We start from the raw sequence: 15,795 nt of genomic DNA, 5'->3' as shown, positions 1-15,795 counted from the left end.
GGACCGCCGTGCGACGGCAAACAAGGTTGATTGAAGAAACGGCCGCGGCGCCGATGGATGGCGCCCGCGCCCGGCAAGCTAGCCGGCGACCAGCCCGCGACCCCGCACGAGATCGAGAACGAAGGCCACGGCCTCGTCGACATCCATGTTGGTCGTATCGAGCAGGACCGCGTCCGGCAACTTCTGCAGCGGCGCCACGGCGCGGGCGGCATCACGCGCGTCCCGCTCCCGCAGATCCTGCAGAAGGCTTTCCATGTTAGCAGCCAAACCCTTTTCCATCAACTGCTTATGGCGACGCCCGGCCCGCGCCTCGACCGATGCGGTGAGGAAGACCTTGACCGGCGCATCGGGAAAGATCACCGAGCCCATGTCGCGCCCTTCGGCCACCAGGCCGGGGCCGCAGCGATAGTCCCGCTGGCGGTCGAACAGCGCATTGCGCACCGCGGGCAGCACCGCGACCTGCGAGGCGCCGACCGAGCATGCCTCGTTGCGGATGGCGTCGGTGACGTCGTCGCCGGCCAGCCATGCGCGCCCGCCGGCGAAGCCCGCCGGCAGGTCGGCGGCGATCCGGCCGAGCAGCGCCTCGTCGTCCAGCGGCGCACCGGCGCGGATCGCGGCGAGGGCGACGAGGCGGTAGAGCGAGCCGCTGTCCAGGTAGTGCCAGCCCAGCGCGGCCGCCACCCGCTCCGCCACCGTGCCCTTGCCCGAGGCGGAGGGGCCGTCGATCGCCACCACCGGCACCGGCCGCGCGACCCCGGCATAGGCCGCGAAATAGTCCGGGAAAGTCTTGTTGACGCACTTCGGGTCGTTGATGCGCACGCGGCAGCCGCCGAGGCTGACCAGCGAGAAGCACATCGCCATGCGATGGTCGTCGTAGGTGTCGATCGCTGCGGGCACGAGCCGCGCCGGCGGCGACACGCGCAGATGATCCGGCCCCTCCTCCACCCCGGCGCCGACCTTGCGCAGCTCGGTCGCCATCGCCGCGATGCGGTCGGTCTCCTTCACCCGCCAACTGGCGATGTTGCGCAGCGTGCATGGACCGTCGGCGAAGAGCGCCGCCACCGCCAGCGTCATCGCCGCGTCCGGGATGTGGTTGAGGTCGAGGTCGAAGGCGCGCAGGCGGCCGTCCGCCGGGGCGGCCGCCTCGATCCAGTTGTCGCCCATCGCGATGCGCGCGCCGAGCTGCTGCAGCGCCTCGGCGAAGCGCACGTCGCCCTGGATGCTGTCGCGGCCGACGCCCTCGACGCGCACCGGCCCGCCGCCGATCGCGCCGGCGGCGAGGAAATACGACGCCGACGACGCGTCGCCCTCGACATACACCGTGCCCGGGCTGCGGTAGCGCACGCCGCCTGGCACGACGAAGCGCGCCCAGCCCTCGCGCTCCACGGCGACGCCGAAGCGGGCCATCAGTTCCAGCGTGATCGCGATGTAGGGCTTGGAGATCAGTTCGCCGACCACCTCCACCGTCGTCTCCACGCCGGTGAGCGGCAGCGCCATCAGCAGCGCGGTGAGGAACTGGCTCGACACGTCGCCGCGCACGCTGACGACGCCGCCCGCGCGGATCGTCGCCGGCTTCAGGCGCAGCGGCGGGAATCCCTCGTTGGCGGTGCAGGTGATGTCGGCGCCGAGCTGGCGCAGCGCCTCCACCAGATCGCCGATCGGCCGTTCGTGCATGCGCGGCACGCCGGACAGCGTGTATTCCCCGCCCGACAGCGCGAGCGCGGCGGTGAGCGGCCGGAACGCGGTGCCGGCATTGCCGAGGAAGAGTTCGGCCGACTTCACCGGGAACGGGCCGCCGGCACCGACGACGCGGTAGCTCCCGCCCTCGCCTTCGCGCCGCCAACTCACGCCGAGCGCCGTCAGCGCATCGAGCATGCGGTCCACATCGTCGGACGACAGCAGGTCGCGGATGTCGGTTTCGCCCTCGGCCAGCGCGGCCAGCAGCAGCACGCGGTTCGAGATGCTCTTGGAACCGGGCAGGCGGACGGTGCCCGCGGCGCCCAGCATCGGCGGCAGATCGAGAAATTCCATCATCACCTCGGAAAATAGGGAGCGGCGGCGGACACCCGCGCTCCGGTCATTCGGCCGTCTGGATCGGCAGGCCCGCGGCCCAGGCGTTGCGTGCCCGCCGGGCGTTGTCGAACACCGCCTCCAGGCCCGCGCCGTCGCCGGCGGCGAGCAGTGCCCGCAACTGGGCGAGTTCGGCGACGTACTGGTCGAGTTCGGCGAGCAGCGCCCCGGCGTTGGCCAGACAGATGTCGCGCCACATCTCCGGATGGCTGCCGGCGATGCGGGTGAAGTCGCGAAAACCCCCGGCGGCGTGCGAGAACAGCAGTTCGGCGTTCGGCCGCCGCGCCAGGTCATCCACCAGCCCGAAAGCGAGCAGGTGCGGCAGATGGCTGACGGCGGCGAAAACGCGGTCGTGCTCCTGCGGCGACGTGGCGCTGACCGCCGCGCCGCAGGCGATCCACGCCGCCCGCACCTTGTCCACCGCCTGGGGCGCGTTCTCCGGCAGCGGCGTCAGCACGACGCGGCGCTTGTCGTAGAGCCCGGCGAAGGCTGCCTCCACCCCGCTCTTCTCCGCGCCGGCGATGGGATGCGCCGGCACCACCCAGGGCAGTTGCGCGTCCAGGTTCCGGTAGATCGCATCGACCACGTCGCGCTTGGTGCTGCCCGCATCGGTGACGACGGTGCCGGACCGCAGGTGCGGCGCCATGGCCGCCATGATGGCGTCCATCTGGCCGACCGGCGCGGCGAGCAGCACCAGGTCGGCGCCGTCGAGCGCATCCGCCCAGCCGGCGGCGATCTCGTCGATCACGCCGAGCGCCAGCGCGCGCTCCAGCGGCGCCCGGCTGCGGCCGATGCCGGCCACCCGGCCGACCGCGCCCGCGCGCCTGAGCGCAAGCGCGAACGAACCTCCGATGAGGCCGACACCGCACACCACCAGCTTGCCGATCAGGGGCATGACCGCCGGCCTCCGTGGATCAGGCGAGCGCCTGCTGCAACGCCTCGATGAAGCGCGCGTTCTCTTCCGGCAGGCCGATCGACACCCGCAGCCAATGCGGCATGCCGTAGCCGCCGATCGGACGCACGATGACACCCTGGCGCAGCAGCGCCTGGTTCACCGCCGCCGCGTCGCCCACCTTGACGGTGACGAAGTTGCCGGCCGAGGGTATCCATTCCAGCCCCATCGCGGCGAAGGCCGCGGTGACCTGCGCCATGCCGCGGCGGTTGATGTCGGCGCTGCGGGCGAGGTATTCGTCGTCCGCCAGCGCCGCCTCGGCAGCGGCCAGCGCGATGTTCGACACGTTGAAGGGCTGGCGCACGCGGTTCATCAGGTCGGCGACGTCCGGGTGCGCGATCGCATAGCCGACGCGCAGGCCCGCCAGGCCGTAGGCTTTCGACAGGGTGCGCGACACCAGCAGGTTGGGGAAGCGGTCGAGCCAGGCGATGGCGTCGTAGCGCTGGTCCTCGGCCAGGTATTCGGTGTATGCCTCGTCCAGCACCACCAGAACGTCCCGCGGCACCTTCTGCAGGAAGGCTTCGAGCTGCGTGCCGGGCACGAAGGTGCCGGTCGGATTGTTGGGATTGGCGATGAACACGATGCGGGTGTCGGCGGCGATCGCCGCCGCCATCGCGTCGAGATCGTGGCCGAAGTTCTTCGCCGGCACCTCGATGCCGCGCGCGCCCCTGGCATTGGTCGCCAGCGGATATACCGCGAACGCATGCTGGGCGTACACCGCGGACAGCCCCGGCGCGAGGAAAGCCTGCGCGGCGATCTCGAGCACGTCGTTCGAGCCGTTGCCGACCACCAGTTGCTCCTGGCGCACGCCGAACTTGCGGCACAGCGCGGCCTTGAAGGCGAATGCGCTGCCGTCCGGGTAGCGCGCGCCCTCGGCCAGCGCGCGGCCCGCCGCCTCGCGCGCCGCCGCGCTCATGCCGAGCGGATTCTCGTTGGAGGCGAGCTTGACGATGCTCGCCTCGGGCATGCCCATTTCGCGTGCCAGCTCGGAAATCGGCTTGCCCGGCTGGTAGGGCATGATGGAACGGATGTAGGACGGGGCCTGATCGGCGACGCTCATGAGCTTCTCCCAGGAATCGATTCAGATCGCGGCGACCGGGTAGGACCCGAGCACCTTCAGGAACGCGGCACGCTCGCCGAGTTCCGCGAGCGCCGCCGCCACCGGCGCGTCCCGCTGGTGCCCCCTGATGTCGGCGTAGAAGACGTATTCCCACAGGCCGGACTGCGCCGGACGCGACTGCAGCTTGGTCATGTCGACGCCGTGGCGGGCGAGCGGTTCGAGCAGCGCATGCACCGCGCCGGGGCGGTTCAGCGCGGAGAACACCAGCGAGGTCCGGTCCAGCCCCGACGGGCCGGCGTCGTGGTCGGCAATGACGAGGAAGCGGGTGGTGTTGTTCGGGTCGTCCTCGATGTTGGTGGCGAGGATGTTGAGCCCGTAAAGTTCGGCCGCAGCCTCGCCGGCGATCGCGCAGGATTCGGGGTCCTCGGCGGCCATGCGCGCCGCCTCTGCGTTGCTGGCGACCGGCACGCGCGGCAGGTGCGGCAGGTTGCGGTTGAGCCATTCGTGGCACTGCGCGAGCGACTGGGCATGCGAATACAGGCGCCTGGCGGCGCCGATGCCCTCGGCGCGCGACATCAGTTGCTGGTGGATGCGCAGGTTGATCTCGCCGCACACCTTCACCGGACTGGCGAGCAGCAGGTCGAGGGTGACGCTGACCGCGCCCTCGGTCGAGTTCTCCACCGGCACCACGCCGTAGTTCACGTTGCCCGCTTCCACCGCGCGGAACACGTCCTCGATGGTCGTCATCGCGACGAAGGTCGGCGCCGAGCCGAACTGCTTGCGGCTGGCGCTCTCCGAGAAGGTGCCGGCCGGACCGAGGTAGGCCACTTTCTGCGGATGCTCGAGGCCCAGGCAGGCCGACATGATCTCGCGGAAGATCTTCTTCACCGAATCGGCGGGCAGCGGGCCCGGGTTGAGGTCGGCGAGCCGGCGCAGCACCTGCGCCTCGCGCTCGGGCCGGTAGTAGGCGTTGCCCTGCTTGATCTCGCCCACCCGTTGCGCGCAGCGGGCGCGCTCGGACAGGCGGGCGAGGATTTCCTCGTCGAGGTGGTCGATCCGGTTTCTCAGCTTCAGCAGTTCGTCGCTCATGCCCTGCCCTTCCATGTTCGGCCGTCGCCGGCGCTCAGCCCTTTCGCGCCGCGAAGTCGCGCAGGAAATCCACCAGCGCCTGCACGCCTTCGATCGGCATCGCGTTGTAGATCGACGCGCGCATGCCGCCGACCGACTTGTGCCCTTTCAACTGCAGCAGCCCCGCCGCCTTCGCCTCGGCCAGGAAGGTGTCGTTCAGCGCCTCGTCGCCGAGGAAGAAGGGCACGTTCATGCGCGAGCGGCACGCCGGGTCGACGCGATTCTCGTAGAAGCCGCTGCCGTCGAGGAAGTCGTAGAGCAGCTTCGCCTTGGCGACGTTGCGCGCCTCGATCGCGGCGACGCCGCCCTGGCGCTTGAGCCACCGGAACACGAGGCCCGCGACGTAGATCGCGTAGGTGGGCGGCGTGTTGTACATGGAGTGGTTGTCCGCCACGATCCTGAAGTCGAAGGCGGTCGGGCAGTGCGGCATCGCATGGCCGATCAGGTCGTCGCGCACGACGACCAGCGTGACGCCGGCCGGGCCGATGTTCTTCTGCGCGCCGCCGAAGATCAGGCCGTACCTCGATACGTCGATGACGCGCGACAGGATGTTCGAGGACATGTCGGCCACCACCGGCACGTCGCCGCGGCCGATCTGCGCCAGGTCCGGCTCGAACGGGTACTCGACGCCGCCTATGGTCTCGTTGGTGCAGGTGAAGACGTAGGCCGGGTCGGGTGAAAGCTTCCAGCCGGCCATCGCCGGCACGGTGGTGCAGCCGCCCGCCTGCGAACTGGCGGCGATGTTGACCTCGCCGTACTTGCGCGCTTCCTTCTCCGACTTCGCCGACCACGAGCCGGTCACGACGTAGTCGGCCGCGCGCCGGGTGCCGAGCAGGTTCATCGGGATGATCGCGTTCTCGGCGATCGCCCCGCCCTGCATGAACAGCACGCGGTAGCCGGACGGGATGGCGAGCAGTTCGCGCAGGTCGGCCTCGGCCTCTTCGATGATGGAGATGAATTCCTTGCCGCGATGGCTCATCTCCATCACGCTCATGCCCGAACCGTGCCAGTCGAGCATCTCGTCGGCGGCCTGGCGCAGCACCTCCTCGGGCAGCACCGCCGGACCGGCGCTGAAGTTCCACACGCGGCTCATCATTCGTCCTCCTGGCCGGGCGCGGCCGGCGCATCGCCACCGCCCTGCTGCGCGTCCCCGTCCCTGTCCCCTTCCTCATCCGCCCCGCCGCCGGATTCGGCCGCATCGGCGGAGACGTCGAGCATCGTTTCGTCCGATTCGGACTCGGCCACCTTCTCGATGCTCGCGAGGAAGGTCCCCTCGTCGAGGTTGATCAGCGTCACGCCCTGGGTTGAGCGCCCCATCTCGCGGATGCTCTCGACCTTGGTGCGGATCAGCACGCCGCCGGTGGAGATCAGCATCACCTCGTCGGTCGGTTCGACCAGCACCGCGCCCACCAGCCTGCCGTTGCGGTCCGAGGTCTGGATGGCGATCATGCCCTTGGTGCCGCGGCCGTGGCGGGTGTATTCGGCCACCGGCGTGCGCTTGCCGTAGCCGTTCTCGGTGGCGGTGAGCACGGACTGCGTCTCGTCCTCGGCGACCAGCATCGCGATCACCGCCTGGCCGTCCTCCAGCGTCATGCCGCGCACGCCGCGCGCGTCGCGGCCCATCGGCCGCACGTCGGTCTCGGCGAAGCGCACCGCCTTGCCCGCGTCGGAGAACAGCATCACGTCGCATGCGCCGTCGGTGATGGCGACGCCGATCAGGTGGTCGCCGTCGTCGAGGTTCACCGCGATGATGCCGGCCTTGCGCGGGTTGGAGAACGCCGACAGCGCGGTCTTCTTGACCGTGCCTTCGGAGGTCGCCATGAACACGAAGTGTTCCTCGTCGAACTCCTTGATCGGCAGCACCGCGGTGATCTTCTCGCCCTCGACGAGCGGGAAGAGATTGACGATCGGCTTGCCGCGCGAATTGCGCGTCCCCTCGGGCACCTCGTATACCTTCAGCCAGTAGCAGCGGCCGCGGCTGGAGAAGCACAGCACGGTGTCGTGGGTGTTGGCGACGAACAGGTGGTCGATGAAATCCTCGTCCTTCATCGAGGTCGCCTGCTTGCCGCGCCCGCCGCGCCGCTGCGCACGGTAGTCGGCCAGCGGCTGGCGCTTGAAGTAGCCGGTGTGCGACAGCGTCACCACCATGTCTTCAGGCGTGATCAGATCCTCGATGTTGATCTCGGCGGTGTTCATGACCAGTTCGGAGCGGCGCGGGTCGCCGAACTGGTTGCGGATCGCGGTCAGTTCCTCGACGATGATCGCGGTGATGCGCTCGGGCCGCGCCAGGATGTCGAGCAGGTCGGTGATGACGTCCATCACCTCGCGGTATTCGCCGACGATCTTGTCCTGCTCCAGCCCGGTGAGGCGCTGCAGGCGCAGTTCCAGGATCGCCTGGGCCTGCGCGTCGGACAGGCGGTAGCCCTGGGCGGACAGGCCGAATTCGGGCGGCAGCCCTTCCGGCCGGTAGCTGTCGGCCGTCGCGCGCGCCAGCATTTCCTCGACCAGCGCCGAGCGCCAGGTGCGCGCCATCAGCTCGCGCTTGGCGTCGGCCGGCGTGGGCGCGGCCTTGATCAGCGCGATGATCTCGTCGACGTTGGACAGCGCCACCGCCAGACCTTCCAGGACGTGGCCGCGGTCGCGCGCCTTCCTCAGTTCGAAGATCGTGCGGCGGGTGACGACCTCGCGCCGGTGGGCGAGGAAGCACTCCAGCATCTGCCTGAGGTTCAGCAGGCGCGGCTTGCCGTCGACCAGCGCCACCATGTTCATGCCGAAGCTGTCCTGCAACTGGGTGTGCTTGAACAGCTTGTTCAGCACCACCTCCGCCATCTCGCCGCGCTTCAGCTCGATGACCAGGCGCATGCCGGACTTGTCGGACTCGTCGCGGATCTCGCTGATGCCCTCGATCTTCTTCTCGTTGACCAGCTCGGCCATGCGCTCCTGCAGGGTGCGCTTGTTCACCTGGTAGGGCAGTTCGTCGACGACGATGGCCTGGCGGTCGGTCTTGCCGATCGGCTCGAAATGGGTGCGGGCGCGCATGATCACGCGGCCGCGGCCGGTGCGGTAGCCCTCGTGCACGCCGGCCAGGCCGTAGATCAGGCCGGCGGTGGGGAAATCCGGCGCCTTGACGATGTCGATCAGCGCATCGATCGGAGTGTCCGGGTCTTCCAGCATCACCAGGCAAGCCTGCACGATCTCGCCCAGGTTGTGCGGCGGGATGTTGGTCGCCATGCCGACCGCGATGCCCGACGAGCCGTTGATCAGCAGGTTGGGGATCTTCGCCGGCAGGACCAGCGGCTCCTTCTCGGAACCGTCGTAGTTGGGGCCGAAGTCGACCGTTTCCTTGTCGATGTCGGCCAGCAGCTCATGGCCGATGCGCGCCATGCGGATCTCGGTGTAGCGCATCGCCGCGGCATTGTCGCCGTCGACCGAACCGAAGTTGCCCTGGCCGTCGACCAGCATGTAGCGCAGCGAGAAATTCTGCGCCATGCGGACGATGGTGTCATAGACCGCGGTATCGCCGTGCGGATGGTACTTGCCGATGACGTCGCCGACGATGCGCGCCGACTTCTTGTAGGGCCGGTTCCAGTCGTTGGACAGTTCGTGCATCGCGTACAGCACACGGCGATGCACCGGCTTGAGGCCGTCGCGCGCATCGGGCAGCGCGCGTCCCACGATCACGCTCATCGCGTAATCGAGGTAGGAATGGCGCATCTCCTCCTCGAGACTGATCGGCAGGGTCTCTTTCGCGAACGGGGTCATGCTCGAAGGCGGAAAATCCGCGTGAATCAAAAACGTGCAATGTTACCACGCGACGCCCCTTCCCCGCCTCACTTCGGCCCGCGAGACGCCGGGGCCGGGACGGCGGATGCGATTCCGACGCGCGTCCGGCATGTGCATGGCGCGCGCGCCGGGGGCATGATATGCGCGTCGACGCGCCTGCACGGCGGACGACCGGCCCGCCGGGCCGCGCACGAATGCCCCACCCACCGCCGCCTCGCCGGACAGAAGCCATGCCGCCGACCGACAAGCACACATCCCAGGGATCGAGCAGCCTCCTCGGCCGCGAAGGATTCGCGTGGTTGACGCTGGGCCTGTCCACGCTGCTCACGCTCATCCTGTGGCAGTACTCCGAGCACCATCTGCTGCAGCGCGCGCGGGACCGCTTCGACTACCGCGCCGACAAGGAGCGCAGCATGCTGATCAGCCGCCTGCAGGCTTACGAGCAGGTGCTGCGCGGCGGCGCGGCGCTGTTCGCCGCCAGCGACAGCGTGACCCGCACGGAATGGCGCGCCTACATCGACCAGTTGCAACTGGACACCTCGCTGCCGGGCATACTCGGAACCGGCTTCGCGCTGGTGGTGCCGCGCGACACGCTGGCCGAGCACGAACGCGCGATACGCGCGGCCGGCTTCGCGGACTACACGGTGCAGCCCGCCGGCGAGCGCGACGCCTACACCAGCATCATCTACCTGGAGCCGTTTTCCGGCCGCAACCTGCGCGCCTTCGGCTACGACATGTATTCCGAGCCGATCCGCCGCGAGGCCATGGAGCGCGCGCGCGACACCGGCCGGCTGGCGCTGTCGGGCAAGGTCACGCTGGTGCAGGAGACCGACACCGACGTGCAGCCCGGCTTCCTGATGTACATGCCGGTGTATCGCGCGGACACGGGGCATGGCAACGCGAAAGCACGCCGCGCGGCGCTGGCCGGCTACGTCTATAGCCCGTTCCGCGCCCACGACCTGATGCGCTCCCTCTTCGACAGCAGCAACGAGGACATCGAGATCGAACTCTTCGACCTCGCCCCGGCGCCGGACAACCTGCTCTACGCCTCGCCCGGCGCCGGGCGCGCGGCGCTGCACGGCCGCGACCTGGAACTCGTCTTCGGCGGCCGGCCGTGGATCGCGCGCTTCAAGAGCAGCAGCATGTTCGAGGACAGCACCTCGAGCAACGAGCCCCTGCTGATCCTGCTCGGCGGCTCCGCGTTCAGCCTGCTGCTGTTCGCGGTGATGCTCAAGGGCGCACGGCACCGGCGCAGGATGCAGGCGGCGGCTGTCGAGCTGGCGCAGAGCCGCGATCGCTTCCAGACGCTGGTGGAAAACGTGCCCGGCACCGTGTTCCGCACCGAGGCCGCGCCGCCGTGGCGCGCACTGCACGTCAGCCGCGACATCGAAGGGCTGACCGGCGAGCCGCCCGAGAGCTTCCTGTCCGGCAGCGTCGCCTACCGCACGTTCATCCACCCGGACGACACCCCGGCGGTGCGCGACGCGATCGCCCGCGCGGTGGCCGAACGCGGCACCTACAACCTCGAATACCGCATCCGTGCCCGCGACGGCCAGATCCGCTGGGCCAGCGAGCGCGGCCGCGCCACCTGCGACGGCGACGGCCGCGTACTGTGGATCGACGGCGTGATACTCGACGTCACCGACCGCAAGATCGCCGAACTGGCGATCCGCGACCTCGCCTTCTACGACCCGCTGACCGGCCTGCCGAACCGCCGCCTGCTGCTCGACCGCCTGCGCCACCAGCTTGCCGCCAGCAGCCGCTCCGGCCTGCACGGCGCGCTGCTGTTCGTCGATCTGGACAAGTTCAAGGCGATCAACGACACGCTGGGCCACCACGCGGGCGACCTGCTGCTGAGCGAGGTGGCGCACCGCCTGCGCGCCGGCGTGCGCGAAGGCGACACGGTGGCGCGGCTGGGCGGGGACGAGTTCGTGGTGATGCTGGAAGACCTCGCCGGCACGCCCGCCGAGGCCGAACACAAGGCCGCGGCCATCGCCGCCAAGCTCCTCTCCAGCCTCAACCAGCCGTACCTGCTCGACATGCACACGCTGCAATGCACCCCCAGCATCGGCCTGACGACCTACTGCGGCCATCAGGCGACGGTGGATGAACTGCTGCGCCGCGCCGACCGCGCGATGTACGAGGCCAAGGCCGCGGGCAGCAACCAGGTCCAGGTCTTCCACGGCGCCGACGAGGGAACGCCGATGCCCGGCGGCGGCAGTCCGGAGGACGAAGCGGAGCGCCCGCCGCTGCACGGCAGCCCCGCCTCCGGAACTCCATCCGCGCGGCAGCGCTCTACGCGCTGAATTCCCGCCGCGCCATCCGGCCCGGCCGTCCGGAGAAAGGCAGTTCTCCCATGCGGAGGGTGGAACAGGGTTTTCGCGGAGCGCCGCTTCGCACCTGCGGAACGGGCCGGCCATGCGAGGCCGGCCCTTCGTCGCGCAGCGACAGGAGAGTATCCGAGTGAACATCGAATCTTCCCCCGCCGGGCTGCTTGCCGCCCTGGCCGCGACCCTGGCCCTGCACGCGGCGCAGCCCGCCATCGCCGCCGACGACCCCGCGCCTGCCGCGTCCTCCTGCCTGAAGGCCGGCGCCTGGACGCGGCTGGGCGGCGAGGCGCCGCGCATCGCCACCGCGCAGGACGTGCTGCCCGCACTGGCGGACAGGGACGTGATCCTGCTGGGGGAACAGCACGACAAGGCGGACGACCACCGCTGGCAGTTGCAGACGGTGGCGGCGCTGAACGCCATGCGGCCGGGCATGGTGATCGGCTTCGAGGCTTTCCCGCGCCGCGTGCAGCCGGTGCTGGACCGCTGGGTCGCCGGCGATCTGGGCACCGCGGAATTCCTCGACCGGGTCGAATGGAACAAGGTCTGGGGCATGCCGGCCGAGCTTTACCTGCCGCTGTTCGAGTTCGCGCGCCTGAACCGCATCCCGATGGTGGCCCTCAACGTCGAACGCAAGCTGATCCGCACGATCGCCAGCAAGGGCGGCGATGCCGTCGCGGACGCCGAGCGCGAGGGCGTCTCCCGGCCCGCCACTCCGCTGCCGTCGTACGTCGACCAGTTGCTGCAGTCGCATCGCGAGCACGCCCGCATGCGCGGCACGGACGACGCGCGGGCCGCCGCGGCCGACCCCGCCTTCCGCAATTTCGTCGATGCCCAGACGACCTGGGACCGCGCAATGGCCGAGGCGCTGGCGCGCCGCCTCGCCGCCGGCGGCGGATCGCGTCCGCTCGTCGTCGGCATCATCGGCAGCGGCCATCTGCACCACGGACTCGGTGTCGCACACCAGTTGCGCGACCTCGGCGTGACGCGCATCGCGACCCTGCTGCCGGTGGCCGTCGAGACGCCCTGCGACGACATCCGCCCCGGCCTCGCCGACGCGGTGTTCGCCGTTCCGCCCCAGGCCGTGGTGCCCTCCGCGCCGCCGCGCCTGGGCGTCAGCCTCGGCGAAGGCGAAGGCGGCGTGCATGTGGCGGAAGTGTCCCCGGGCAGCCTGGCCGAACGGAGCGGATTTCGCGCCGGCGATCTCATCGTCGAGCTTGCGGGTTCGCCGGTGAGCCAGGTCGCGTCCGTCGTCGCGGCGATCCGGAACCAGCCGGCCGGCACCTGGCTGCCGCTGCGGATCAGGCGGAACGGCGAATCCCTGGAACTCGTCGTGCGCTTTCCGGCCCGCGGCTGATGCGCACGCCGCCATGCCGGGCCGCCCGCCGCGCCGCCTGGGCCGCGGGCATCTGCCTGTCCCTGCTCGCGGCCGGCCCGCCGGCGCACGCGCAGGCCGCGGAACCGCCGCTGCAACTCGACGTGGAACTCGACCCGCAGACGCGCAGGCTGGACGTCGTCGCCGAAGTCCGGCCGCACGCGGTGGCGGCCCCGGGCAGGCCCGGTACCGGCGCCGCCGGCGGCTTCGAGTTCCTGCTGCATCCCTCGCTCGCCATCTCGTCGGCGTCCGCGGCGGGCCGGCCCGTCCGCTTCGCGGCAGCCGGCCACAGCGGCGGCCTGCAGCGCTGGCGCATCTCCCACGCGGGCGGCGCAACGCTGCGCCTCGCCTATGGAGGCACGCTGCCGCCGCTCGCGGCCGGCTCCGACCACCGCGACGTGCTGCAGGCGCTGCCGCCGATGAGCGCCCCGGCCGGCAGCTTCCTGCCCGCGGGCAGCGGCTGGTATCCCCGGCCCGCCGGGCGCTTCGCCTACCGCGTGCGGGTGTCGGTCCCCGCCGGACAGCGTGCGGTGGTGCCCGGACACCTCGAGAGCGAGACGCAGCCCGGCGACGAGAGCGGACGCTATCGCGCGAGCTTCGGGTTTCCCCATCCGGCCGACCGCATCGACCTGATGGCCGGCCCGTGGCGGGTACGGGAACACATGATGCCGCGCGCCGGCGGCGAGCCGATCCGGCTGCGCACCTACTTCCCGGCCGATCTCGACGCCACCGCCGGTCTGGCCGAAGGCTATCTCGCCGACAGCGCGCGCTACATCGAGCGCTACTCGCGGCTGATCGGCCCGTATCCCTATTCCGGCTTCTCGGTCGTCGCCAGCCCGCTGCCCACCGGCTTCGGCATGCCCACCCTGACCTACCTCGGCGCCGACGTGCTCAGGCTGCCCTTCATCCGCGCCACCTCGCTCGGCCACGAGGTGCTGCACAACTGGTGGGGCAACGGCGTGTTCGTGGACTACGCGCGCGGCAACTGGTCCGAGGGGCTCACCACCTTCATGGCCGACTACGCCTACAAGGAAGACGAGTCCCCGGCCGCCGCGCGCGAAATGCGCCTGGGCTGGCTGCGCGACTTCGCCGCGCTGCCGGCGGACGGGCAGCCGACGCTGGAGGACTTCCGCTCGCGCACCCACGGCGCCGGGGCGGCGATCGGCTACGGCAAGGCCGCGATGCTGTTCGTGATGCTGCGCGACGCCATCGGCCCGGCCGCCTTCGACCGCGGCATCGCCGGGTTCTGGCAGGCGCAGCGCTTTCGCACCGCCGACTGGCATGCCTTGCAGGAAGCCTTCGAGCAGGCTGCGGGGCGCTCGCTGCAGGCTTTCTTCGCGCAATGGCTGCAACGGCCGGGCGGGCCGCAGGTGCGCATCGCCCGTGCCGCCATCGACTCCCATGAGCCGGCGCGCCTGACGCTGGACATCGAACAGGCGATGCCGGCCTATGCCCTGCGCCTGCCGGTGGAGATCGTCCATGCCGACCGCAGCGAGATGCGCTGGGTGGACGCCGCCGGCGCCCGTACCCGCATCGTGCTGGACGCCGCCGCGCGCCCGTCGGGAGTGCGCCTGGACCCCGAACTGCGCGTGTGGCGCATGCTCGACGGGACGCAACTGCCGCCCATCCTGCGGCAGTGGATCGTCGCCCCGGCGCCGCGGCTCCTGCTGCTGTCGGACGCGCCCGACCTGCGCGCCGCCGGCACCGAGCTGGCGCAGCGCCTGCATGAAAACGCCGCCTTGCCCATCGCCATCGACGACGCCGGCAAGGACGGCGGGCCCGTGCTCGTCGTCGGCCGCCCGGCCGAGGTGGATGCCGCCCTCGCCCGCCTCGGCGCCCCGCCGCGCCCCGCCGAGGTCGCCGGCCGCGGCAGCGCCCAGGTGTGGACGGAGGCCGGCGGCGCCGGCCCGCCGCTCGCGGTGGTCTCCGCAGACGGCGCCGACGCCCTGCGCGCGCTGGCCCGCCCGCTGCCCCATTACGGCGCGCAGAGCTGGCTGGTGTTCGACGGCCGCCGCGCGATCGCGCGGGGCGTCTGGCCGGCGCCGGGGCCGCTGGTCCGGGTAGAGGCGGGCGCCACGCCGACGCGCTAACATAGCGCCCGCGCCGGCATCGGCGCCCAACCGCAACAAGGAATTCCGCATGGCCGGAGCCAGCCTGCTCGCCCTCGTCGACGACATCGCCAGCATCCTCGACGACGTCGCCACCCTCACCAAGGTCGCCACCAAGAAGACAGCCGGCGTGCTCGGCGACGATCTCGCGCTGAACGCCCAGCAGGTCACCGGCGTGAGGGCGGAGCGCGAACTGCCGGTGGTGTGGGCCGTCGCCAAGGGCTCGCTGCGCAACAAGGCCATCCTGGTGCCGGCCGCGCTGCTGATCAGCGCCTTCGCCCCCTGGGCGGTGGTCCCGCTGCTGATGCTGGGCGGCGCCTTCCTGTGCTACGAGGGCTTCGAGAAGCTCGCGCACCGCTTCCTGCACGGCAAGGCCGAGGACGACGCACGGCACGCCCGCCTCGTCGAGGCGGTGGCCGACCCGGCCGTCGACCTGGTGGCGGCGGAAAAGGACAAGATCGACGGCGCGGTGCGCACCGACTTCATCCTGTCGGCGGAGATCATCGCCATCACGCTCGGCACCGTCGCGGCCAGCCCCTTCCCGACCCAGGTCGCGGTGCTGACCGGCATCGCGATCGTCATGACCGCCGGCGTGTATGGCCTGGTCGCCGGCATCGTCAAGCTCGACGACGCCGGCCTGCACCTGAGCCGCGCCCGGGGCGGCGCCTGGGCGGCCTTCCAGCGCGGGCTCGGCCGCGGCATCCTGGCCGCGGCGCCATGGCTGATGAAGGCGCTGTCGGTGGCCGGCACGGCGGCGATGTTCCTCGTCGGCGGCGGCATCCTGACCCACGGCGTGGGCGTGGTCCACCACTGGATCGAGGGCGTGGCCCACGATGCCGGCGCGCTGCCCGCCGTGGGCGCGGTCGCCGAGGCGCTCACCCCCGCCCTGCTCAACGGCGGCATCGGCATCGCCGCCGGCGCGGTGATCCTCGCCGCGGTGAGCCTCGTCCGCCGCCTGCTGCCTGCCGGGACCGCCACGCACTGAGCACGTC

At 71.0% G+C, this 15,795-nt stretch carries 10 protein-coding genes; 4 read left to right on the top strand and 6 right to left on the bottom strand.

The window, feature by feature from the left end:
- Window positions 1-78 precede the first annotated feature (78 nt).
- The 6 genes from CCZ27_RS04740 to gyrA are packed head-to-tail and all read right to left on the bottom strand — an operon-like array spanning window position 79 to window position 8,972.
- Window positions 79-2,031, bottom strand: a complete 1,953-nt coding sequence (locus tag CCZ27_RS04740) for a bifunctional 3-phosphoshikimate 1-carboxyvinyltransferase/cytidylate kinase (RefSeq protein ID WP_096452181.1) — start codon at window positions 2,029-2,031, stop codon at window positions 79-81.
- A 46-nt stretch (window positions 2,032-2,077) separates the two neighbouring features.
- Complete coding sequence (locus tag CCZ27_RS04735; protein ID WP_096446032.1) at window positions 2,078-2,965, bottom strand: prephenate dehydrogenase; 888 nt, start codon at window positions 2,963-2,965, stop codon at window positions 2,078-2,080.
- A gap of 19 nt (window positions 2,966-2,984) precedes the next feature.
- On the bottom strand, window positions 2,985-4,082 hold the full coding sequence (gene hisC / locus CCZ27_RS04730) for a histidinol-phosphate transaminase (RefSeq protein WP_096446030.1): 1,098 nt from the start codon (window positions 4,080-4,082) through the stop codon (window positions 2,985-2,987).
- A 21-nt stretch (window positions 4,083-4,103) separates the two neighbouring features.
- Window positions 4,104-5,171 carry a prephenate dehydratase gene (pheA, locus tag CCZ27_RS04725; protein ID WP_096452179.1) on the bottom strand — a complete coding sequence of 356 codons (1,068 nt, stop codon included), beginning with the start codon at window positions 5,169-5,171 and terminating at the stop codon, window positions 4,104-4,106.
- 34 nt (window positions 5,172-5,205) lie between these two features.
- On the bottom strand, window positions 5,206-6,303 hold the full coding sequence (gene serC, locus CCZ27_RS04720; protein WP_096446028.1) for a 3-phosphoserine/phosphohydroxythreonine transaminase: 1,098 nt from the start codon (window positions 6,301-6,303) through the stop codon (window positions 5,206-5,208).
- Window positions 6,303-8,972 carry a DNA gyrase subunit A gene (gyrA, locus tag CCZ27_RS04715; protein ID WP_096446026.1) on the bottom strand — a complete coding sequence of 890 codons (2,670 nt, stop codon included), beginning with the start codon at window positions 8,970-8,972 and terminating at the stop codon, window positions 6,303-6,305. The genes serC and gyrA overlap by 1 nt, the downstream gene beginning before the upstream one ends.
- A 251-nt stretch (window positions 8,973-9,223) precedes the next feature.
- On the opposite strand from gyrA, the gene CCZ27_RS04710 reads away from it, so the two are divergent.
- From CCZ27_RS04710 to CCZ27_RS04695, 4 genes are all read left to right on the top strand, one after another.
- Window positions 9,224-11,299 carry a CHASE domain-containing protein gene (locus tag CCZ27_RS04710; RefSeq protein ID WP_096446024.1) on the top strand — a complete coding sequence of 692 codons (2,076 nt, stop codon included), beginning with the start codon at window positions 9,224-9,226 and terminating at the stop codon, window positions 11,297-11,299.
- Between the two features lie 157 nt (window positions 11,300-11,456).
- Window positions 11,457-12,677, top strand: coding sequence for a ChaN family lipoprotein (locus tag CCZ27_RS04705; protein ID WP_232516563.1), 1,221 nt, complete (start codon window positions 11,457-11,459; stop codon window positions 12,675-12,677).
- Entirely contained in the window at window positions 12,677-14,785 is a 2,109-nt protein-coding gene (locus CCZ27_RS04700; protein WP_198363263.1) for a M1 family metallopeptidase, read from the top strand. Before CCZ27_RS04705 ends, CCZ27_RS04700 begins: the two co-directional genes overlap by 1 nt.
- A 49-nt stretch (window positions 14,786-14,834) precedes the next feature.
- On the top strand, window positions 14,835-15,788 hold the full coding sequence (locus CCZ27_RS04695; RefSeq protein WP_096446021.1) for a DUF808 domain-containing protein: 954 nt from the start codon (window positions 14,835-14,837) through the stop codon (window positions 15,786-15,788).
- Window positions 15,789-15,795: the final 7 nt, after the last annotated feature.

Origin of the sequence: Thauera sp. K11, from assembly GCF_002354895.1 — a bacterium.
GTDB lineage: Bacteria > Pseudomonadota > Gammaproteobacteria > Burkholderiales > Rhodocyclaceae > Thauera > Thauera sinica.
This window is presented reverse-complemented; position numbering and strand designations above follow the sequence as displayed.